General features: G+C 60.9%; 20 protein-coding genes. 14 read left to right on the top strand and 6 right to left on the bottom strand.

Annotated elements, in window-relative coordinates; genetic code table 11:
- Positions 1 to 18 precede the first annotated feature (18 nt).
- On the top strand, positions 19 to 1,230 hold the full coding sequence (locus AB8A33_RS04080) for an MFS transporter (protein WP_439091534.1): 1,212 nt from the start codon (positions 19 to 21) through the stop codon (positions 1,228 to 1,230).
- Positions 1,231 to 1,352: 122 nt separating this feature from the next.
- On the opposite strand, the gene AB8A33_RS04085 is transcribed toward AB8A33_RS04080, so the two are convergent.
- Positions 1,353 to 2,165, bottom strand: coding sequence for an SDR family NAD(P)-dependent oxidoreductase (locus AB8A33_RS04085; RefSeq protein WP_439091535.1), 813 nt, complete (start codon positions 2,163 to 2,165; stop codon positions 1,353 to 1,355).
- Positions 2,166 to 2,197: 32 nt separating this feature from the next.
- Entirely contained in the window at positions 2,198 to 3,040 is an 843-nt protein-coding gene (locus AB8A33_RS04090) for a MurR/RpiR family transcriptional regulator (protein ID WP_439091536.1), read from the bottom strand.
- Positions 3,041 to 3,175: 135 nt separating this feature from the next.
- On the opposite strand from AB8A33_RS04090, the gene AB8A33_RS04095 reads away from it, so the two are divergent.
- From AB8A33_RS04095 to AB8A33_RS04130, 8 genes are all read left to right on the top strand, one after another.
- Positions 3,176 to 4,471 (top strand): ABC transporter substrate-binding protein, encoded by a 1,296-nt coding sequence (locus AB8A33_RS04095; protein ID WP_439091537.1) that lies wholly within the window; start codon positions 3,176 to 3,178, stop codon positions 4,469 to 4,471.
- Between the two features lie 69 nt (positions 4,472 to 4,540).
- On the top strand, positions 4,541 to 5,467 hold the full coding sequence (locus AB8A33_RS04100) for a branched-chain amino acid ABC transporter permease (RefSeq protein WP_175368212.1): 927 nt from the start codon (positions 4,541 to 4,543) through the stop codon (positions 5,465 to 5,467).
- Position 5,468: 1 nt separating this feature from the next.
- The gene (locus AB8A33_RS04105) at positions 5,469 to 6,482 is read left to right on the top strand and encodes a branched-chain amino acid ABC transporter permease (RefSeq protein ID WP_439091538.1); all 1,014 of its coding nucleotides are present in this window, start codon (positions 5,469 to 5,471) and stop codon (positions 6,480 to 6,482) included.
- A gap of 3 nt (positions 6,483 to 6,485) precedes the next feature.
- Entirely contained in the window at positions 6,486 to 7,229 is a 744-nt protein-coding gene (locus AB8A33_RS04110; RefSeq protein WP_439091539.1) for an ABC transporter ATP-binding protein, read from the top strand.
- Entirely contained in the window at positions 7,229 to 7,930 is a 702-nt protein-coding gene (locus AB8A33_RS04115; RefSeq protein WP_439091540.1) for an ABC transporter ATP-binding protein, read from the top strand. The genes AB8A33_RS04110 and AB8A33_RS04115 overlap by 1 nt, the downstream gene beginning before the upstream one ends.
- Complete coding sequence (locus AB8A33_RS04120; RefSeq protein ID WP_439091541.1) at positions 7,927 to 8,544, top strand: ATP-binding cassette domain-containing protein; 618 nt, start codon at positions 7,927 to 7,929, stop codon at positions 8,542 to 8,544. The genes AB8A33_RS04115 and AB8A33_RS04120 overlap by 4 nt, the downstream gene beginning before the upstream one ends.
- Before the next feature lie 54 nt (positions 8,545 to 8,598).
- Complete coding sequence (locus AB8A33_RS04125) at positions 8,599 to 10,041, top strand: NAD-dependent succinate-semialdehyde dehydrogenase (protein ID WP_439091542.1); 1,443 nt, start codon at positions 8,599 to 8,601, stop codon at positions 10,039 to 10,041.
- 580 nt (positions 10,042 to 10,621) lie between these two features.
- Positions 10,622 to 10,924: a DUF3551 domain-containing protein gene (locus tag AB8A33_RS04130; RefSeq protein WP_439091543.1), complete on the top strand. Its 303-nt coding sequence runs from the start codon at positions 10,622 to 10,624 to the stop codon at positions 10,922 to 10,924.
- Between the two features lie 135 nt (positions 10,925 to 11,059).
- Here the strand turns inward: AB8A33_RS04130 and AB8A33_RS04135 are convergent, their stop codons facing one another.
- Genes AB8A33_RS04135 through AB8A33_RS04150 form a run of 4 tightly spaced genes read right to left on the bottom strand, consistent with a single transcriptional unit; the run spans position 11,060 to position 15,558 of the window.
- Positions 11,060 to 12,598 carry a DHA2 family efflux MFS transporter permease subunit gene (locus AB8A33_RS04135; protein WP_439091544.1) on the bottom strand — a complete coding sequence of 513 codons (1,539 nt, stop codon included), beginning with the start codon at positions 12,596 to 12,598 and terminating at the stop codon, positions 11,060 to 11,062.
- Positions 12,595 to 13,743 (bottom strand): NAD(P)/FAD-dependent oxidoreductase, encoded by a 1,149-nt coding sequence (locus AB8A33_RS04140; RefSeq protein WP_439091545.1) that lies wholly within the window; start codon positions 13,741 to 13,743, stop codon positions 12,595 to 12,597. The genes AB8A33_RS04135 and AB8A33_RS04140 overlap by 4 nt, the downstream gene beginning before the upstream one ends.
- Positions 13,740 to 14,477, bottom strand: coding sequence for a methyltransferase domain-containing protein (locus AB8A33_RS04145; protein WP_439084823.1), 738 nt, complete (start codon positions 14,475 to 14,477; stop codon positions 13,740 to 13,742). Before AB8A33_RS04145 ends, AB8A33_RS04140 begins: the two co-directional genes overlap by 4 nt.
- Positions 14,478 to 14,481: 4 nt before the next feature.
- Positions 14,482 to 15,558, bottom strand: coding sequence for a type III polyketide synthase (locus tag AB8A33_RS04150; RefSeq protein ID WP_439091546.1), 1,077 nt, complete (start codon positions 15,556 to 15,558; stop codon positions 14,482 to 14,484).
- Between the two features lie 875 nt (positions 15,559 to 16,433).
- Between AB8A33_RS04150 and AB8A33_RS04155 the strand changes: the two genes are divergently transcribed.
- From AB8A33_RS04155 to AB8A33_RS04175, 5 genes are all read left to right on the top strand, one after another.
- Positions 16,434 to 17,111 (top strand): response regulator transcription factor, encoded by a 678-nt coding sequence (locus AB8A33_RS04155; RefSeq protein WP_439095852.1) that lies wholly within the window; start codon positions 16,434 to 16,436, stop codon positions 17,109 to 17,111.
- Positions 17,071 to 18,453 (top strand): ATP-binding protein, encoded by a 1,383-nt coding sequence (locus AB8A33_RS04160; protein ID WP_439091547.1) that lies wholly within the window; start codon positions 17,071 to 17,073, stop codon positions 18,451 to 18,453. The genes AB8A33_RS04155 and AB8A33_RS04160 overlap by 41 nt, the downstream gene beginning before the upstream one ends.
- 124 nt (positions 18,454 to 18,577) lie before the next feature.
- Positions 18,578 to 19,024 carry a hypothetical protein gene (locus AB8A33_RS04165; protein ID WP_439091548.1) on the top strand — a complete coding sequence of 149 codons (447 nt, stop codon included), beginning with the start codon at positions 18,578 to 18,580 and terminating at the stop codon, positions 19,022 to 19,024.
- Between the two features lie 223 nt (positions 19,025 to 19,247).
- Complete coding sequence (rpoH, locus tag AB8A33_RS04170) at positions 19,248 to 20,201, top strand: RNA polymerase sigma factor RpoH (RefSeq protein WP_439091549.1); 954 nt, start codon at positions 19,248 to 19,250, stop codon at positions 20,199 to 20,201.
- 93 nt (positions 20,202 to 20,294) lie between these two features.
- Positions 20,295 to 21,674: an ATP-binding protein gene (locus tag AB8A33_RS04175; RefSeq protein ID WP_439091550.1), complete on the top strand. Its 1,380-nt coding sequence runs from the start codon at positions 20,295 to 20,297 to the stop codon at positions 21,672 to 21,674.
- The last annotated feature ends 15 nt before the right edge of the window (positions 21,675 to 21,689 follow it).

Raw genomic sequence — 21,689 nt, forward strand, 5'->3', positions numbered from 1 at the left:
CCATTCGCGAGGTTTTCGATGTCTGAGCTTGCAACCCCATCCGTACAAACGGTTTCAAAACCCTTCGGCCGTCCTCTGACATTCGTAATGGCAGCTGCGACCGGCGTCGCTGTTGCCAACATCTACTACAACCAGCCGATGCTCGGGGTGATCCAGGCTGAATTCCCAGGACAGTCTGCCACGGGATTGATTCCGACGGCGACCCAGATCGGCTACGCGGCGGGGCTCTTTCTCCTCGTGCCCCTGGGCGACTTGATGGATCGGCGGCGGCTGATCGTTGGGCAGTTCGCTTTGTTGGCGGTCACTCTGGTTCTCGCCGCACTGGCGCCGACCGCATGGGCGCTGGTCGCTGCATCCTTGCTTGTGGGTGCTACATCGACTGTCGCCCAGCAGATCATCCCGTTTGCAGCGTTGTTGGCGTCACCGGAACGGCGTGGCCAAACCGTTGGAACGATCATGTCCGGACTGCTGTGCGGTCTGCTGTTCAGTCGGACATTGGCCGGGTTTGTCGCGACCCATGCCGGATGGCGCGAGATGTTCTGGGTGGGCGCGCCCCTGGCAATCGTCGCCGGCTCAACAATGGCAATCGCGCTGCCACGCAACCATCCCTACATCGCCATGCCATATAGCAGCGCGCTGAAATCCATGATTCATCTGTGGCGCAACGAGCCGTCACTGCGCTCGGCCACCGTCGTGCAGGCCGCGCTGTTTGCATCTTTTACTGTGTTCTGGACGATCCTCGCCCTTCATCTGCAGGAGCCGCGTTTCGCGCTCGGAGCAGACGTCGCAGGACTCTTCGGGGTCGTCGGCGCTGTCGGCATTTTCGCGGCTCCGCTTGCCGGCAGGCTCGCGGATCAACGCGGGCCGGCACGCGTGGCTTTGATCGGCGCAGCGATAACCTGCGCATCGTGGATCATATTCGGGCTCTGGGGAAGCGTGATCGGGCTGATTGTCGGTGTCGTCATTCTTGATGTCGGCGTGACGAGCGCGCTGATTTCCAATCAACACGTTGTATTTGGACTGCATCCGGAAGCCCGCGGACGACTGAACACGATCTTCATGACTGGCATGTTCCTGGGTGGCTCAGTAGGGTCGGCAGGTGCGACGTTCTTTTGGGGGCAGGGTGGCTGGGGTGCGGTGAGCATCTTCGGAGCGGGGCTTGCGATTGTCGCCGCTGTTCTTCAGGGATTTTTCCACCGTCGAACCATCAGCTCCGACCTAGGTGGTTGATCGTCTGCACGACTGTATGCCTTCGGCAGAGCTGCGACGCAGAGATTCCTCGTTGGCTATCATGGTTGCTGCTGTGAGTCGGTTGCAAATTTGAGGTTGCCAATTTTGAACCTCGTTCGACGTCATGCCGGCCAGAGCTGGCCGCCGCCGTCGACGCGAATGACCTGCCCCGATACGAAGGCTCCCATAGGCCCCGCAAATAACTCAATGACGCGCGCAACCTCATCTATGGTGGCAATCCGGTCGAGCGACCCTTCCTGAATCATCCGCGCTGGATCGACGGTGCGTGTTGCCATAAATCGCTCCGTGCGTGTGTCGCCAGGGGCGATCGTGTTGACGGTGACGTCATAGGTCCGCATCTGGTCGGCGAGACACCGAGTAAAATGCATCGCGCCGGCCTTTGCCGTCGCGTAGATCGATGCATTTGTGCGTCCTTTGAATGCTGCAACTGAGCCGATGTTGATGATACGGCCCCGGCGTCGTTCCATCATGCCTCGCGCCACCTGCTGGCAGACGAAGATTGTGCTCAGAAGATTGCGGTCGATAACGGCCCGCACATCCTCGGCCTTGATATTCACGACATCATTCGGGTTTGGCTTTCCGCCCGCAGCCGCGATGTCGCCGCCGGCATTGTGCACGAGGATATCGATGGGCCCGAGACTGGTCTCGGTGACCTGAATGACCCGCTCGATGTCTTCCGATACCGTAAGATCGCCAAGCACCTTGAAAGTGCGGACGCCATGCTTGTCCGCTATCGATCGAGCGACATCCGTAAGCGTTTCAGTACCACCGAACTCGGAAGGGCCGTGCTCGCGCATGCCATGAATCGCGATATGGCAACCAAGGGCCGCGAGACGTTCGGCAAAGGCGCGGCCAAGCCCGCGACCTGCGCCTGTGATGAGTGCGACCTGGCCTTCCAGCATACGAGCGGACATGACTTCATCCTGTCAGTTAATGAGAGCTATCTTCAGTCGAGTGTAAGCGTGAGACCGACGGCCAGTGTCTGGGCGAGACACATGGGAGCAACCATCGTGCGGAGTGCGGCTTCCGGCATATCCGGAATTTCGAAGACGACGCTGGCCCCTTCGACAATAGGGCTCAGCAAGCTGTCCGTGATCGAAATGGCCGGCAAGCGGCGGGCTACGAGCTCCGGAAACAGTCGTGCTGTGTCGGGATTGTAGACCCTGAAGCTGATGGCAACGAGCGCATCGGCAGGTGTCGCCGAGGCGGCCTGGTCGCCAAGCGCGCTGCCAAGCCCATCGAGGATGACAACGCGGCGCCCGAGTTTGCGCAGAACATACGTCAGATGAGCTGCGACCGGGAAAGAGCCGCCGAGGCCCAGGACGTAGATCGTCTCTGCGGCGCCGAGCAGTTCGATCGCGCGCGCAAGATCTGCCTGCCTTACGCGGTCCTGCAGGCTCTCGAGCGAGACCATGCCTTCTGACGCGAAGCGGGTCAGAACCGCCTGCGGATTGTTCGCATCCTGAAAGCGGCCATCGCGTCGCAGCCCGGTGATGCGCTCCTTGTAGCTCGGCGGCACGCTGGCGACGAGCCTTGAACGGAACACCTGTTGCAATTCCGTGAAGCCGCCATAGCCCAGTGCACGCGCAAATCTCACAATGGCGGACGGCTGAACCTTCGCACGCTGTGAAACTTCCGCGACGGTCCCGAGCGCCATCTCGGTGGGATGCTCGAGTGCAAACTCAGCGATCACACGGAGGCGATCTGAAAAATCCGGATGTTGGCGCGCGATCTCATGACGAAGGTTTTCATAAGTGCCGTGCTGGAGGGCTTTGGCTTTAGTGGGCATGCGGTTGGCTCGTATTTGCGGTCATCGATTTCTTTGACTTGTATATTCCACTTTACATAGTTCGTGGAATGTTTATTCTAAGTCCATACAATGCGCGGACATCAATAAAAGAACCGCCGAGTTCAGGAGGAAACAATGAAGCGACGTAGCGATACGTCCGGGCTGTCCCGGCGTGCCCTCGTGAAGGGCGGCTTGCTGTCTGCCACAGCGACATTTTTCGGTCCATGGCAACACACACGTGTTCTGGCGCAGGGAGAAAAGAAGCCAATCAAGTTGGGGCTCACCTGTGATGCCAGCGGCCAATACGGCAATAGCGGGCAGGACGATATGCGTGGCATTCGCCTCGCAATTGATGAATTCAACGTAAAAGGCGGCGTGCTCGGTCGCAAGGTCGAATGGACGACGGCCGACACCGAAACCAACGCAGCGACAGGCACGCGCATCGCGGAGCGTTTCATCACGCAGGAGCAGTGTGGCTTCCTGATCGGCGCCGTGCATTCGGGCGTCGCCAATGCCATCACGCAAGTCGCGAATAAATACGGCACCGTCTATTTCAACACCAACTCATCGGCTCCGAGTGAAGCAGGCGAGAACTGCTCGCGCGTCAAATTTGTCTGGGATGGGAACGGTACCAATTTTTCCAAAGCCGCCGTCCAGAACGCGGTTCAGAAGATTGGCAAGAAGTGGCTGCTGCTGACCAACGACTATGTGTGGGGGCACACGACATCGGCTGCGACCAAAGCCGAGGTCGAGAAGGCCGGCGGACAGATCATCGATAATCTGCTGATCCCGCAGAATACCCGCGATTTCACGTCGTATCTCCTCAAGGTGCAGCAGGCCAAGCCTGATGTGGTCGCGATGGCGGTTGGCGGTGACGATATGAAGGCGCTACGTCAGCAGATCAGCGCGCTGAAGCTGGAAGAGAAAACAGCCTGGGTTAACAATCAGCAGGATTGGCCTGATATCTGGGGCGCGGAAGATACGCTGTTCGGCGTCTTCGGCACCAACTGGTATCATCTTTTGCCGCTGCCCGGCGTTGCTGAATTCGTCAAGCGCTGGCAAACGACCTATCCGCAGTCGCCCATTCCGGTGCCGGGGAATGTCTCTTACAACGGTTACATCGCGACACGCGAACTGCTGCGCGCCATCGAGCGCGCCGGTACGACCAGCAATCATGCTGTGATCAAGCAGTTGGAAGGGCACAAGATGCTCGCTGCCGACCGCATGCAGCATTTCGATGCGTATATCGACCCTGTGACGCATCAAGTGCAGCAGACGATTTATCTTGCCCGCCGCAATGCAAAACCCGTCGACAAGACGGATCTATATGAGGTCATCAGCTGGACCAAGCCCGAAACGGCGGTGGACGATGCCTCATTGGAAAAATGCAAGATGAAGGCGCTCGCCGACGTTCCAGTCTTCGACACATAAAGCCTACGCGTGAGCGCCCGGAACATTCTCCGGGCGCTCGTGCTCGCTCATTGGAATAGATGAACGCTTATGTCGCTGCTCAATCTCCTTCCGCATTTGCTGAACGGTATAGCGCTCGGCTTGCTTTTTTCTCTGATTGCACTTGGCTTCATGCTGATCCTCGGATTGATGGAGCAGATCAACCTTGCCCATGGCTCATTGTTCGCTCTCGGGGCGTACTTTGCCTACGCCATTTGTGGGGCGAAACTGCCGTTGCCGCCGGATGTCCTGATCGCGTGGGCGGGTGTGCCGCTTGGCTTGCGGTTTGCCACAGCAGTTGTCGTAGCCCCGATCCTGGTTGCGCCCTTTGGTCTTGTGCTCGAGCGACTGATGCGCCGAACCTATGGGCGCGATCCGCTCTATGGGCTTCTGCTCACCTTTGGTGTTGCCATGGTGCTGGAGGAGTTGATCCGCGTGGTGTGGGGCACGCGCGACTACATGATGCCGGTACCGCGTGACATGTCCGGCGGCTTTATCATGCTCGATCTGATCTGGTCGACCTATCGCTTCTGGGCTGCCGGCATGGCGATCGTGGCCATGGGAGCCGTCTGGTTCATCGTCGAACGCACGCGCTTCGGCGCGATGGTCAAGGCAGGCGCCCATGACAGCGAGATCGTCCAGGCGCTCGGTATCGATCTGACGCGGCTGCGGGTTTGGGTGTTCGTCCTTGGCACGATGCTGGCGGCGTTCGCCGGTGTGATCATGGCGCCGCTTTGGGGAATCCGGCCGCATATGGGAGTTGATGCCGTTGTGCCGGCATTTCTCATCATCGTGCTCGGTGGCGTCGGAAGTTTCTGGGGGGCCGCGTTGGGCGGGCTCCTGGTCGGCATGGTGGTCGGGTTGTCCGGTGCCTATGCCTCCGAATGGTCGATGCTGTCCATGTATCTGTTGCTGATTGTTGTCGTGACGTTCCGCGCACGGGGCCTGTTCGGCAAGAAAAGTGTGTTGGAGGCTTGATATGGCAGCAGCCCGTACGGTTCCGAGCTTCACACCCGCGATGCTCGTTACATGGATCCTGTTTGCAACCGTTCCGTTCTGGATCGAGCGGGTCGGTCTCTATCAATATCTCGGGGTCGAGATCCTGATCTTTGCGCTCTATGCTCTGGCCTACAATCTGGTCCTGGGCCATGCGGGATTGCCGTCGTTCGGGCATGGCGCATTTTTCGGGATTGGTGCCTACGCATTCGGCCTGGCGCAATCAAACGTCGCGCCGAACCTGTGGGTCTGTCTTGCAGTTGCTGCATTTGCGGCCGCAATAGCGGGCGCTTTTGTGGCGCTCTTCATCTCGCACAGACGAGGCATCTATTACGCATTGATGACCATCGCTTTCGGGCAAATCTTCTGGTTCATCGCGATCAAGGCGCACCGGATAACCGGCGGCGAAGATGGCTTGCTCAAGATCGAGAGGCTACCCGCCTCGCTTGGCATCACCACGTTCAACCTCGGCAGCAATATCGCGCTGTATTACTTCGTGCTCGCAGTCTTCGCTGTCGTCTCGTTCCTGCTGTGGCGGCTCGTGCATTCCCCGTTTGGGCGGGTGGTGAAGGCCATAAAGCAGAACGAAACACGTGCTCGTTTCGTCGGCTACGACGTCTGGCGCTACAAGGCGGCAGTCCTGGTTGTATCCACGACCTTATCAGGACTCGCGGGCGGACTGTTCGCGATGGCACAGACTTCCGCCTTCCCGGACGTGATGAGCCTGCACTATTCCGGCTATGTCGTCATGATGACACTGGTGGGCGGCGGGCTTGTCTCGTTCTGGGGGCCCGTCATCGGTGCGGTGGCCTTCTTTCTTGCACGCGACGTCATCGGATCATTCACCACGGGATGGATGCTGTGGTTCGGCCTGTCGTTTGTTGTCCTGGTGCTTTTCAAGCCGGAGGGAATCGCCGGCATATTTGCCGGCCTCATGAACGGACGAGACAAGATCGTTCCGCGTCCTGCCGCCACTCCGCAATCGCAGGCGAGGTGAGCCATGCCACTGTTTGAAGCCAAAGATCTGCATCTGCGATTTGGTGATCGCGTCGTGCTCGAGAGCGTCTCGCTTGCATTTGAAGCCGGCCAGTTGTCCGGCATCATGGGGCCGAACGGCGCCGGCAAGACGACCTGTTTCAATGTGCTGACCGGCCGCTACAAGCCCAATCGCGGGCAGGTATTGTGGCAGGGAGACGACATCACCGGGAAAAGTCCCCAGGATATCGCACGCCTCGGTATCGCGCGGTCGTTCCAGCTGATGAACCTGTTCGACGAGTTCACGGTATTCGAAAACATAGCCATTGCGCTTCCGGGCACACGCCGGCGTGGGCATGATATGATTGCCCAGGCATATGCTGACACCGCTCTGGTCGACGAAGCTCACAGCATTCTCGAAAAGGTGGGTCTTGCAGGCCGCGCCGACGATGAGGCCAAGTCGCTCTCTTATGGCGCGCGCCGCGCGCTCGAAATCGGCGTCGCGCTGGCCTGTCGTCCCAAGCTGCTTTTTCTCGATGAGCCGACTGCCGGTCTCGGGAGCGATGGGCGCGCCCGACTGGCCGATCTTATCCTTCAGCTCAAAGGCGACCTGACCATCGTCATCATCGAGCATGACATGGAATTCCTGTTCTCGTTGGCCGATGAGATATCCGTCATTCATTGGGGGCAGGTGATCGCGCGCGGCGCGCCGGCCGCACTCAAGACGAATCCATGGGTCGAGGCTTCCAACCTGGGGCGGCTCAACTGATGCTCGATGTATCTAGTATCGATTCGTTCTACGGCGAGACGCAGGCGTTGTTTTCGGTCTCTTTGTCCGTGCGCGCAGGCGAGGTGCTTGCCTTGCTCGGCGCCAACGGCGCGGGCAAAACCACAGTGCTTCGCTCCATCCTCGGTCTCACGCGCGCGCGCCGGGGCGACATCCGTTTTCAGGGAAAGTCGATCGCAGCCAGCGCGACGCATCATATCGCATGCGCCGGAATTGGCTGGGTACCGGACGACCGTCGCCTCTGTCCGACACTCACCGTGGCGAAAAATCTGTCATTAGGCGAGAAGCGCACGGCCTTTCGAGGATGGTCTCTCGGAGAAGTCACCGAGATTTTCACACCGCTCAAATACCTGATGGCGCGCGAGGCCGAGACTTTGTCCGGCGGCGAGATGCAGATGGTGGCCATTGCCCGCGCGTTGCTCGGTTCACCCGGTCTCGTGCTGTTCGATGAGCCAAGCCAAGGGCTTGCACCGAAAATCGTCGACGACGTGATGGCTGTCATCCGGCGCCTCAGGCAGGCCGGCATTGCCAGTATCGTGGTCGAACAGAATGCCGATGTCGCATTGGGCGTTGCCGATCGGGTTGTTGTGCTTTCGCAGGGACATGTTGCCTGGGCGGGGGACGCAGCAGTACTGACTGCAGATCCCGGCCTCAAGCGCAAGCTTCTGGGAGGGCTGTCATGAGCGATACGCCGCTACTTGCGCTGGAAGGCGTGAACAAGATCTATCGCCGCGGCTTCCTTGACCGCGAGCCCGCATTTCAACTGCATGTGGATCGCGCTTTCATGCAACCCGAGATCGTCGGCGTCATGGGGCCAAACGGCGCCGGCAAGACGACGCTATTCGAGATGATCGCGGGATCTAACGTGCCGTCGAGAGGGCGCGTGATGGTTGCCGGTCAGGACATGCAAAGCGTTCGCTATCTTCAGCGCGATCGTCTGGCGATTCATTACCATCAATCCTATCAGGTCCGTCAGTTCAGAAAGACGAGACCGTCCTTCACGATGGAGCAGGCTGCAAGCGCCTATCCGCTCGTTCATCTGTTCGATGAACCGCAGTTCAATACCCAGGATGGCTATATCGGATTCATGCTGGATTTCTTCCGCAAGCTGCGCAGTGAGAAGCGGCTCGTTTTCATCTGCCTGCATCCGACAGCGACGTTTCAACTGACGATCCTCAAGGAGATCTGCGAGCGTTTCCTGTTCGTCAGCGGCGGAGCGGTCACCAACTATGCTCATTTTGACGACCTCACGAGCCAGCCTGATGTCCGCCAGTACCTCGGCGTGCTGGCTCCCTGAATAGGCTCGCATCTCAATTCACGACAAACGGAAATCTGGAACAGGATTCAGTCCATGCAACCACAATATCTCGACACGCTCCCGCACTATATTAACGGCGCATGGGTCCAGCCAACGTCGGGCGATTACCAGGACGTGATGAATCCATCCACCAATACGCCAATCGGCAAACTCGGGCATGCGTCAAAGGCCGATCTCGACAAGGCGATCGCGGCCGCTCAATCCGGCTTCAACACCTGGCGACGCGTCTCTGCCTTCGAGCGCAGCAAGATCCTGCGCAAGGCGGCCGATCTGGTGCGCGCGCGGGTCGAGCAGATCGCCACCATTCTCACCTTTGAGCAAGGCAAGCTCCTGGCCGAGGCGAAGCTCGAAGTCATGGGTTCGGCCGATGTCATCGAATGGTTCGCCGAAGAAGGCCGCCGCGCCTATGGGCGCATCATTCCGGCGCGGGCCGACGGCGTCCGTAACATGGTGATGATGGAGCCGGTCGGTCCGGTGGCGGGCTTCTCACCCTGGAATTTCCCGGTGTTACAGGCTGCTCGGAAAATCTCCGGTGCGCTTGCCGCCGGTTGCTCCATCATCATCAAATGCCCCGAGGAAACGCCGGGTTCGCCGATCGAGTTCGTGAAGTGCTTCGAAGAGGCCGGTGTGCCCGCCGGCGTGATCAATCTGGTTTACGGCGTTCCGGCCGTGATCTCGGAATATCTCATCAGCTCGCCGGCGATCCGCAAGATATCGTTCACGGGATCTGTCCCGGTCGGCAAGCATCTGGCCTCGCTTGCCGGACAGCATATGAAGCGCACGACCATGGAGCTTGGCGGCCACGCGCCTGTGCTGGTGTTTGACGATGTCGAGACCGATGGCATTGCTACACTTCTGGCCGGCATGAAGTATCGCAACGCGGGCCAGGTCTGTGTTTCGCCGACGCGGTTCTTTGTTCAGGAGAAGTCCTACGACAAGTTTGTTGCCAAATTCACGGACCTTGCGCGCGGTATCGCAGTCGGAGACGGGTTTGATCCCAACAGCAAAATGGGACCGCTTGCCAATCCGCGGCGGGTCAATGCGATGGAAGCCACTCTGCTCGATGCCCAGGAGAAGGGTGCTAAAGTCGAAACGGGTGGCAAGCGCATCGGCAATGCCGGAAACTTCTTCGAGCCGACTGTACTGACGAATGTCCCCGCCGACGCGCGAATTATGCACGAGGAGCCATTTGGCCCGATCGCGGTAATGTTACGCTTCAAGGATGCCGATGAAGTGCTGGAACGCGCCAATAGCCTGCCATTCGGTCTTGCGAGCTATGCCTTCACCAAGGATGCGAAGACTGCGACCAAGGTGTCCGATGGACTCGACCACGGAATGGTATCGATCAATCATTTTGGTATCGCGCTTCCGGAAACGCCATTCGGCGGCGTAAAAGATTCAGGTTACGGGCACGAGGGAGGCATCGAGGGGCTTAATGCCTACTTGAGTACAAAATTCGTGAGCCATCTCGGTTGAATTTTGCTTTGATAGTGTTCAGTCGCGGCAGAGTTTCTCGATCTCGGCGCATTTCGGCTTTCCTGTCGCAGCGAGATCTACTGCCGTGTAAGCAGAGCGGCCCGATCAGGTCGAAAGCGACCTGATTTCCATAGCAGCAGAGATTTTACTTGCGGACTTTCAGCAAAATCATCTGGCCGCCGATCAACCTGCCGAAGATCGACGAAGTCCAATCCTGGTCGTCGTCGACAGCTCTCAACCTGGGCACAAGCAAGCCAGATATCCGTAATTCCAGTCTGCCCGCGGCCAGTCTGGCGGCCTATTTCCCGCTGCCAGTCAGACCTTCATTCGGAACGTCGATCGGGGGCGCTACGAACGCCTTCGAAAGTTAAACACGTATTTATTCGTGAAATACATAGAATTTCCTATCTCCTCGGTATGAGACCTGTGCGAAGTGAATCTTGAATTTCCAGCGCACGATGATCTCGGAAACGTAGCCCTCGGCTGCCCGTCTCGCAGGCTTTGCAACCGCGATTTCCCGATCGACGCAACTGCGGGACCGCGAGCGGCACGCTTTGAGGTTCACAGCAGATGGAGATGAATGATGATTTTCAATCGACAATCTAGGTATCTCACCGCGGCCTTTGCCGTTGCCGTCGCGCTTTCGTTTGCAGCGCTGAGATCGCAACCCGCCGAAGCTACGCCACTGCACCGTGACGCATCGCCGTTCTGTCTGTTGCCAGGCTCATCCAATGGTCCAGGGGGCGCACCGCAGATCTGCGGCTACTATGATTATCAGGAATGTCTGCAGGCCGCGGCCGACATGCACGCCAACTGCGTGGAGAACATCGATTTCCGCGGTAGTTATGAGCGAACGCCTGACGGGTGGCGTGCCCGGTACTAAGCGCCTTCGCGAGCGGCACGGCCCGGTCAATAAAATCTCTTGTGCGGAAAACGAGATCATCTTGAAAAGGGGCGCCGAGAAGCGCGTCTATCGCTTCTCGGGATGGCGGCGGCAGCGCCGCTCGCCCGGGCTGAACTACCGTTCGCGCCTGCCCCATGCGAATGGCACCAGCAGCACGGCAAGCAGCGCCGTTGCTGCCAGCATTGCCCAGGCATCGTTCACACTCCAGACAAAGGCCGTCTTTTCGATCATAGGCCGGACCAGGGCTTCCATGGCGGGAGTGGGTGGGCCGGAGAGACCGCTTGTCAGCAATGCGGGATCGAGGCCAATGGCCGTTGCCGCCGTGGGATCTCCCGATAGCAACCGCATCTGCAACGCAGCGGCGTAGATGTGAGCGTGGCTGTATAGGATAGTGTCAATCAGCGCGATGCCGATCGCGCCGCCCAGATTGCGCATCAGGTTGAACAGGCCGCTCGCTGCCGGTACTTGTGCTTCCGGCAGCGAGCCCAACGCCAGGCGGGTCGGCGGCAACAGGCAGAACATGATAGCGATGCCGCGAACGATCTGTGGCCAGAACATCTGGTTGAAATCGGTGTCGCGTGTCTGAAACATGCTGAGGGCGAGTCCGATACCGAACACCGCAAAACCTGCGGCGGTCAGCCAGCGCGCATCGAGTCGTCGTTCCAGCGCGACTGCGATGGGAGACATCGCCAGTTGTGCGGCACCGGTCACCAGCATCGTCGAACCAATCTGCAGGGCGTCGTGACCTCTGACGTAAGCCAGAAAAACCGGGATGAGGTAAACCGAGCCGTACAGGCCCACGCCCAGGCAAAAGCTCAACGCGCATCCGATTGCGAACGAGCGATTTCGGAACGGGCCAAGCTGCACGACAGGATGAGCAGCGCGCAACGTGCGTCGGACGAATAGGCCGCCGCACAGCGCGCTGATTGTGAACAGGCCCGTGCAGGTGACCGACACCCAGCCATCATGGGGTGACTGCTTCAGTCCGATCTCCAGAGTGGCCAGCGACACCGCCATTAGAACCAGCGACCGCCAATCGATTTCCGCGACGTCGCCAAAGTTCAGTTGCCGCCGGGGCAGCAGAGGAGGCGCCACAACGCAGGCGATCAGCCCGGGAACGACATTGATCAGGAACAGCCAGTGCCAGGACCAGGTCTGCGTGATCCAGCCGCCGACCACAGGTCCGACCGTCGGCGCCAGCACCGCCACGATGCCGGCGATCGTCGTGGCGATACCTTGGCTGCGCGGCGGGAACAGCAGGAAGACTGCGGCGAACACCGCCGGGATGAGCGTGCCGCCCGCGAATCCCTGCAGCACACGAAACGACACGAGGGCCGCGAAGGTGCCGCTCGCGGCGCAGCCGATCGACGCCAGCGTGAACAGCGCGAGGGCGGCGGCAAACAGCCAGCGCATCGAGAGCACATGCGTCAGCCAGCCCGTCAGGGGAATGGCTATGATCTCTGCAATCAAATAGGAGGTCTGGACCCAGCTCATCGTCTCCGGCGAGATGGCGAGGGCATTCTGAATGGTTGGCAGCGATGTTGCGACCACCTGAATGTCGAGGATCGCCATGAACATCCCAAGACACATCAGGACAAAGCCAAACCATGTGCGGGTGTCAGCGAGTGGCATTTCGGTGCGCAGGGTCGTCATGGGCTCACGAGCGGTGGAGCAGGCAGCATGGCGGGGTCAAGGCCATCCATCGCGCGGGTCAATCGGGTGCGGCGGACGATCGAGCTGATCAGACCCGGGCCGCGCGTGGCCGCGGCGAACATCAGGTTTCGGCTGATGCGATGCCCGGCAAGGCAGGAGACGATGCTCGCCAGCCGGATCGGTCCGGCCGTGAGTTTTCGCGCGGCCGCCAGATAGACATCAGGTGAAAGCCCCTCCCGGATATGTGCGACCGCCAGCGCGGCCGATCCAAGGGCAATGGCAAGGCCGTCGCCGGTGAAGGGCGGGATATGGGCGAGACGGTCGCCGACCCGATAGGCCGCAGCGTTTCGCTCGCGATGAAGATGCCCGCCGCTGGGACAGACCACGGCCTTCGGCTTGTCCCACAGCGGCTCGGCGTCTGCCAGCCGCTCTGCGAGTGCGGGAAGCGTCGCCGCCACATGGTTGCGCAGCGCGGGCCAGCCGGATCCGAACTGGCTCATGGTTTCACCCGGCAGCACCATGCAGAGGTTGGCGATACCGTCTTCGACCAGTTCGAGGCCGATATAACTGGCCTCCAGAAAGTAAAGCTCGACCCGGCCCTCGAGCGCTCGGCGAATGTCCGGACTAGGCCGCAGGTGCATTTTCACCCCGACCTGCGAGCCGTCGCGCGTGTCGTCGATGCCGCGCAGACCCAGCTTACCGGTGGCCAGTACGAGGTTCCGGCAACTCACCGTATGGCCGTTGTCGCACACGACCAGCCAGCCGGGTCCATCGCGTCTCGCCGTTTTCACCGTCACGTCGCGATGCAGGCGTGCGCCGCTGAAATGCGCGTGTCGCAGCAGCGCGGCGTCGAGACGATAGCGCGAAAGCGACAGCCCGTGAAACGGTAGTGCCGAGGTCACGCTGCGTCGCGAGGAATACAGCGCCACCTCATCGACCGGCACCGCGCCGAGCGCCAGCGGATCGACGCCCAGCCGTTGCAACAGCAACTGTGTCTCGACGCTGAGGAATTCGCCACACACTTTGTGCTGGGAGGTCGCCGTGCGCTCGATCAGCATGACGTCGTGGCCATGACCGGCCAGACCGCAGGCCACCGCGCTGCCGGCCGGCCCGCCGCCGATGACGATTGTCTCGACCTGGATCATCGCACACGTCCGATCACGAAGCGGAACAGGAACCATCGCAGGCGCACCGCGCGCGGCGCGATCCCGGCATCGCGTAACCGTGCCGTCCATTCCGCGCGGGTGAGGGCTCTCGCAACCGAGATCCGGCCGTCGTGAATGACAATGGGATGCAGTCGCGTCAGCCAGCCCATCAGGCCGATGAAATGGAACGGCACCCGGTGGCGCTGCAGGTCGTAGATCATCCAGCCGCGCCGCGCGTTCCTCTCCATCCAGCGCAGGAACGTCACGATCATCTCGTCAGACATATGATGCGTGAGCAAGCTGCTGACGACAAAGTCGATCGGGGAGGGTGGGATGAAATTGAAGATGTCCATCACCTGATATTCGATATTGAGATCGTTTCCTGTCGCCGACTGCGCGATGCGGACCGTCTCGCGATTGAGATCGAGCCCGATCAGCTTGATCTGCCGGCCGCGTCCGGCGGCCCAGCTGCGGATCGCTCGCAGCAGATCGCCATAGCCGCAACCGACATCGACGAGCGTGAGCTCGGTGCCTTCAGGTATCCGCTGGATGGCGGCGTCCAGCCAGGCAATCACTGCTCGGTGCCCGAGCATTGCGCCGTTGAAGCGGGCAAGGTCGCGCAGCACAAGTTCGAGCTCTTCTGGACTTGCATCGGCACTGTCCAGCCATTCGGCTTCGGTACTTCGCTGCGACAAGTCCGTCGCTGCAGCGTGGGTGGTGCTGAATGTGCTCATGAGGTTAGGCCGCGGTTCGAAAAAGCATGGTTTCCGCGATCAGTCCGGGCCCGAACGACATCGCGCACCCGCTGCGGCCGCGTGCGCCCGAACGCATCAGGCGCTCGATCACGAACATGACCGTCGCCGACGACATGTTTCCATAACGGCGCAGCACGTCGCGCGACGCGGCCAGCGCGGTCGGCGCCAGTGCGAAGGCTCGCTCCACCGCGTCGAGAACGGTCCGGCCGCCGGGATGCACCGCCCACAGGTCGATCGACGCCGCGGGCGCCCCGGCCAGGATCTCATCGGCGCTCCGCCGTAGGCCGTCCTGGATGACGGCAGGAACGCGTCCCGACAACACCATGTCGAAGCCGGCGTCGCGGATGTTCCATGTGATCAGATCGCGGGTATCGGGGACCAGCATTGCGCGGAAACTGTCGAGCGCGATGCCAGACGGTTCGGCGCTCACAAGGCTTGCCGCGCAACCGTCGGCGAACAGCAGGAACGAGAGCATCTGCTCGAGATCGGCGGTTTCCTTGAGATGCAGCGTACAGAGTTCGAGGTTGACGATCAGTACGCGCGCTGACGCCTCGGAGCGGACGATGTGATAGGCCAGCTTCAGCGCGTTGATGGCGGCGTAGCAGCCCATGAAGCCGATCACGGTGCGTTCGACCGTCGTCGGAAGCTCGCAACGCGCGATGAGATCTAGGTCGACGCCGGGCGCGGAGAAGCCTGTGCAACTGGTGACGATCAGGTGTGTGATGCGGTCACGATCTGCTCCGAGATGCAGGCGATCGACAGCGGCTTGCGCCAGTTCGGGCGCGTGTCGCTCATATTGCTCCATCCGCGTTGCCGTATCGGGAAAATCACTACGGGCATAGAAGCCGCCGGCATCGAAATGGTCGCCTTCCGGCCGGTTGCTCGGCGTAAGGCACGAGAAGCGGTGCTCGATACCGGACTTGTCGGCCATGCGTTCGAACAGCCGCGCCTGACGCGGGTTGGCCAGATGGAGCGTCGACCGTGCGAAGCGGCGAAAGGCATCATGGACGTCGTAAGGCGGCACAGCCGTTGCGACACGATTGATATAAACTGCTGGCAAGGGAATCCCTCCGTATGCCTCCGCCGAAATGAGCGCGGCCGATGAAGGTCGAGATAGCGAAGAAAGTCCGCGGAGCGATTAAATTGCGATTTAAGAACGGACCGACGCTCTGCTTCGGTCGCTGCCGGCGGGGTCGATGGCAGGTGTCTGGCCGGCAATCGTTGCGCATGGGACGTCACTGTGTCGCAAGTTAAATTCGTATTTAATTGAAGAACACAAGCCTTCCGAAGATGTTGTGGCCATGGGTCCGCCGTCTGGCTGGGCGCGTTCCGATGGCTGCTGCATCAGTAAGCGCCGTTCGCAGGTGGGTCGATGCTTGGAATTCTGACGTCGTTCGTTCGACAAGGTGCGATCTCGTTAGGGGTGTCGCTGTTGCTTGCCGCAACCGCATTTGCGGTGGCGCGCCCGCCGCACAAGTCGCCGCCGTTTCAATCGGCAGCGATTGAGCGTCGCCCGGCCACTGCGGCCGCTTTCATTGGAGCGAGTCCGTTCGCTCTCAACAGCTGTTCTGCGACCGACAAGATGGTTGCTGATATCAATCTTCGGCCGATGGCGGACAGGGATCAGGATGTGTTTGCAGAACTGGTATCGCGAGGACCGGACGTAATCGACATGGCGCAGGCCGTGCTTTGCTACGGACACGAGGAAAAGCTCCGCCGCCTGGCCCGGCAGATCATGGCGACACGGCATGCCGATGCCGGAGCAACGCCGTACCCGATCCCGGGGTCCTCGGTATCTGTCGCAGCGGCGAGGTTTGCACCGATCGGATGGACGAAATGACCGAGTTTCGACAAAATGACGACGTTTTACGTTACGCTACGGCGCGGCCGCACCTTATCGTGTCTTCAGATCAAACGGTGCCCGAGATACTCCAGATGACCAAGATTTTGCTGATCGAGGACGACAGTGAGACCGCCGAGGAACTCGCGGCCGAACTGACGCAGCGCGGCTTCGAGGTCGAACATGCCGCGAGCGGCATCGAAGGACTCGATAAGGCTCGCTCCATCAAGCCGGACTTGATGGTCGTCGATCGCATGTTACCGGGAATGGACGGACTCACCATCGTCGAGGCGCTGCGGCATGACCAGATTCGCACGCCCGTATTGATCTTGAGCGCGCTCGGAGCGGTCGATGATCGCGTCCGCGGATTACGTATGGGCGGCGATGACTATCTGACCAAGCCTTTTGCGATCGTCGAACTGGTGGCGAGGATCGAGGCCCTGTTGCGCCGTCCGATCGAAACGCGGGAAACCATGTTGCGGGTGGGGCCGCTCGAACTCGACCTGATCGAGCGCACCGCGCGACGTGGCGAGCGGGAGATCGAATTGCTGCCGCGGGAATTCCGCCTTCTCGAATACATGATGCAGCGGAACGAGCAGCTGCTGACGCGGGCGATGCTGCTGGAGGAGGTCTGGAACTATAAATTCGTCCCGGACACTAATCTTGTCGATGTCCATATGGGGCGGCTGCGGCATAAGGTAGACACGCCGGGCGATCCGCCAATGATCCACAATGTCCGCGGCGCAGGATTTATTCTTCGTGCGCCTTCCTGATTTCGTCCGCACGACGACGTTCCGGTGGACGTCCATTGCGATCGCGCTCTGCATTCTCTTGTTCTCAGCCTTCGTGTACTGGGAGGCTGGCAGTTCGATGCGGGCCGATATGGACGCTTCGATCGCAGAGGCGAGCGAGGCGATCGCTTCGGACGTGCCGGAGCGCAGGGTCATCGCCATCGAGGACCGCCTGGCGTCCGATCCGCGTCGGACCCGGCTGGCCGGTCTGTTCACCGCCGACGGAAAACGGATCGCCGGCAATCTGCGCGATATCCCGCCGCAATTGGCGATCGACGCCCGGATTCATGCGACGCAGGTGGTCAGGATGGATCCGCGCAAACCGGAGTCGATGTCCGTGCGCGCCATCGGTCGCCGCTTGCCCGACGGCCAAGTGTTGGTCATCGCGCGCCATAGCGGCGAACTCAAGGAATTGGCGGCGGCGATCGGCCGCGCCCTGCTGCTCGGTCTGCCGGTGGCGGGCGCCCTCAGCCTCGCGATCGGTGGTGTGCTCAGCCTGCGGGTGCAGCGTCGTGTCGATGAACTCCATGCACAGGTCAGGCGCATTATCGATGCCGACCTGCGCGAGCGACTTCCCACGGCCAACCTCGACCACCCCTTCGACAAGCTGGCGATCATCGCCAACGGTATGCTCGACGAGATCGAGGTGCTGGTCACCGAAATGGCGGGGACCGGCAACGAGATAGCGCATGATCTGCGCACGCCGCTGACCCGTGTCCGCGTCGGCCTCGAGCGCGGCCGCGCCAATGCGACGACGGTCGCGGACCTGCAGGCGGTCGCCGACCGCGCGATCGCTGGCGTGGACGAAGTGCTCACCATTATCACCAGCCTGCTGCGTATCCGGGAGATCGAACATTATGGCGACCGCAGGGGGTTCGGCGATGTGGTGCTGGCGGGTTTGCTGCGTGAAGCCTGCGACCTCTACGAACCAATCGCCGAAGACAAGCAGGTCAGCCTACGCGTCGATGTCGACGACGATGCCATTGTTCGATGCGACCGCGATCTGCTGCAGGAGGCCGTCATCAACCTGGTCGATAACGCGGTCAAGTTCACGCCGCCCCATGGATGCGTCCGGCTGGCTCTCGTGCGAGGGCCCAGCGATGTCATTATCAGAATATCGGACACCGGACCCGGCATCGGAGAAGACGAGCGCGAAGCCGTGCTGCGGCGGTTCTATCGCTCCGACAAGAGCCGCAGGACCGTCGGCACTGGGCTTGGCCTCAGTCTGGTTTCCGCGATCGTCAAGCTGCATGGATTCCGGCTGACGCTGTCGACCGGTCCCGGCTGTGTCGCGGAGATCGCCTGTCCATTGCCGGAAAGGTGATCTGCCTAAATGGCATTTTAATCGTCTCGCCGTGTCCGCTCACCATGTTTCGTAGATCGCGCTGTTGCCTCGACGCCGTATGGGCGCTCATGGCTACAGCGGCATCGATGGAAAGGATGAGATCATGAAAGGACGTACATTCAAGGTATTCGCAACGGCTGCGCTGGCATTGAGCCTGGTGGCCACCGCCGCTGATGCACGCGGCGGCGGTGGAGGTGGCGGCCACGGTGGTGGTTTCGGCGGCGGTGGCGGCCACATGGGCGGCTTTGGCGGCGGCTTCGGTGGTGGTCACATGGGCGGCTTCGGATCCGGCGTCGGCGGCGGGCATATGGCAGGCATCGCCGCCGGTCATGTGGGTGGAATCGGCGGCGAACATCTCGGCGGAATAGGCGGCCAGCGTTTCGCAGGAGACAGCTTCGGATCGCACGCCTTTACCGGGCATCATCTCGTCAGACATACCGGCCGTGGCTTCGGCTTCCCAGGCTACTACGATGATTATGGCTACGGCTGTCCGTATGTTTACGGCCCGCTGCATCCCCACCATTATCCTTGGGTCGCCGGCTGCAGCTGACGAACCGTCCTGCAAGGCATCGCCGGCGTGACGTTGCGGAAGCCACGTCACGCCGGCCTCGTTCGTGCCGTAAGCCGAACCTGAATTCGAATTTACATCCTTAACCTGTAATTTAATGGTTCCCGCGACCGCCACCGCTATCTTTTCAGGATCGTCCGCAAAGGCCGTGACATCGGCCCCGGACATCGATCAGCAACAGATCAATCGTAGCGGAGCGGCCGACATGAATACCGATGGAACGTCGACAGAGTATTCCACACCGGCGCCTGGTCTGGCGGCTCCGATCGGGCTGCGGTCGCCCGCGGCAGCCGGCGCCGCCCTGAATTACCTAACCGATATCCGGCGTTTTGCGATGCTCGAACGTGAGCAGGAATACGTGCTGGCGATACGTTGGCGCGATCACGGCGACCGTACCGCAGCAGAGCAACTTGTCACCAGCCACTTACGCCTCGCCGCCAAGATGGCCATGAACTATCGTGGTTACGGCCTGCCGCTGTCGGAGATCACGTCGGAGGCTAATCTCGGTCTGATGCAGGCCCTTGACGGGTTCGACCCGGACAAGGGATTCCGCTTCTCCACCTATGCAGTGTGGTGGATCCGTGCGGCGATCCAGGACTACATCCTGCGCTCATGGTCGCTGGTGAAGATCGGCACCACCGCGAGTCAAAAGAAATTGTTCTTCAAGTTACGTTCGGCCAAGAGCAGGATTTCGGCGCTGGGAGGCGGCGACTTGCGGCCCGACCAGGTGACCCTGATAGCCACCGATCTGGGCGTGACCGAGAAGGACGTCGTCGACATGAACCGTCGACTCGGCGGTGATGCTTCGCTCAACGCACTGGTGCACGATGACGAGGGTGCCGCCGAGTGGCAGGACTATCTGATCGACCAGGCGCCCACGCCAGAACTGATCACGGTCGAGCAGGACGAAATCGATCATCGCCGTCAGGTTCTGGTGCGCGCGATCGATGTGCTCAATGCGCGCGAGCGGCACATCTTCGAGGCGCGTTATCTCGCCGACGAGCCGGACACGCTCGAAGACCTCGCGCAGCACTATGGGCTGTCGCGCGAGCGGATCCGCCAGATCGAACAGCGGGCGTTCGAGAAGGTGCAGTCGGCGGCGCGCAAGCTTTCGCACGACCGACGTCACACCCGCGCCTCGGCGCTGGCAACGCACTGAATTGCGGCATTCCGGCGGACGATGACGAATCGCGCAAGCGCGGGAAATCCGTTATGTTGGCGGCCCAAATGTCCCTCACGGGCCGCTCACGCGATGAATCTGGCCGAGTTTGCGAGTAGTTCAACCTTCCGCGCCGCTACGGTCGCGGCTGTCGCGCTTTCTTTGTTCGTGCTGGTCCTGTTCGGCTTCATCTACTGGAAGACCGACCGCCTACTGGTGACCCGCTCCGACCATGTCATCGCCTTGCAGTTGCAAACGGTGGCGGCATTGCCGAATGAACGCAGGCTCGAGGCGCTTCATCTTCAACTCAGCCAGGATTCGCGCGACGTGCATTTCATCGGCCTGTTCCGGGCGGATGGAAGCCGGGTCGTCGGCAATCTCGAGCGCCCGCCGGCGACGCTGCGGCTGGACGCCACGGTGCAGGCCGTCGAGATTATAAGGCAGCGCCCCGCCGGCCCGGAGCAACTGACCGTTCAGGCTATCGGCCAGCAGTTGCCGGACGGCGAGGTATTGGTGATCGGCCGCTATGTCGATGAGGCGATTCAGCTGTCGATGGTTGTCAGCCAGGCTCTGGCTCTCGGTCTGATCCCGGCTCTGCTGCTATGCCTTGCGCTCGGCGTACTGCTCAGTCTGCGCGCCGAACGTCGGATCGCCGGCGTTAATGAGCGCATTCAGCGCATCGTGGCGGGCAGTCTGCACGAACGGCTCCCTGTCAATCGCGGCCGCGGCCGCGATCCGTTCACTCAACTCGCCGGCATGGTCAACAGTATGCTGGACGAGATCGAAACGCTGATCCACACGATTGCCGGAGTTGGCAATGACATCGCGCACGACCTGCGGACCCCATTGACCCGGGCACGCCTGGTCCTGGAGCGTGGCAGGGACAACGCCAGGACGCTGCCCGAACTGCGATCTGTGGTCGACAAGGCCATCGCGAGCATGGACCAGTCGCTGGCGATTGCCGCGGCGCTGCTGAGGTTGGCCGAGATCGAGAACAGCCGTCGCTCCACTGGATTCGGCAAGGTCGCACTGGAGGAACTGCTGCACGAGGTCCGCGATCTCTATGCGCCGATCGCAGAAGACAAGGGTATCACGCTGCGCACCGATATCGTTCATGCCCCGGTCGTCGAGGGCGATCGTGACCTGCTGATGGAAGCGATCGCCAATCTGGTCGATAACGCCGTCAAGTTCACGCCGCGGGGTGGGCAGGTCCAGATCACGACGGTGTCCGGCGACGGCGAGAGTATCCTGCGCATCACGGACACCGGCGCGGGGATAGGCGAACACGAGCGTAGCGCGGTGCTGCGGCGGTTCTACCGCTCCGATGCGTTTCGCAAGACACCAGGCCTTGGCCTCGGCCTCAATCTCGTTGCCACGATTGCCAAATTGCATGGCTTTCGCCTGACGATCTTTTCGGGTGCGGGGTGCGTGATCGAAATCGGATTCCCTAACGCTTCCGAGATAGAAGTCTAGACCGCGATCACATCA

The sequence above is a fragment of the Tardiphaga sp. 813_E8_N1_3 genome (genome assembly GCF_051811025.1).
In the GTDB taxonomy this organism is placed as follows: domain Bacteria; phylum Pseudomonadota; class Alphaproteobacteria; order Rhizobiales; family Xanthobacteraceae; genus Tardiphaga.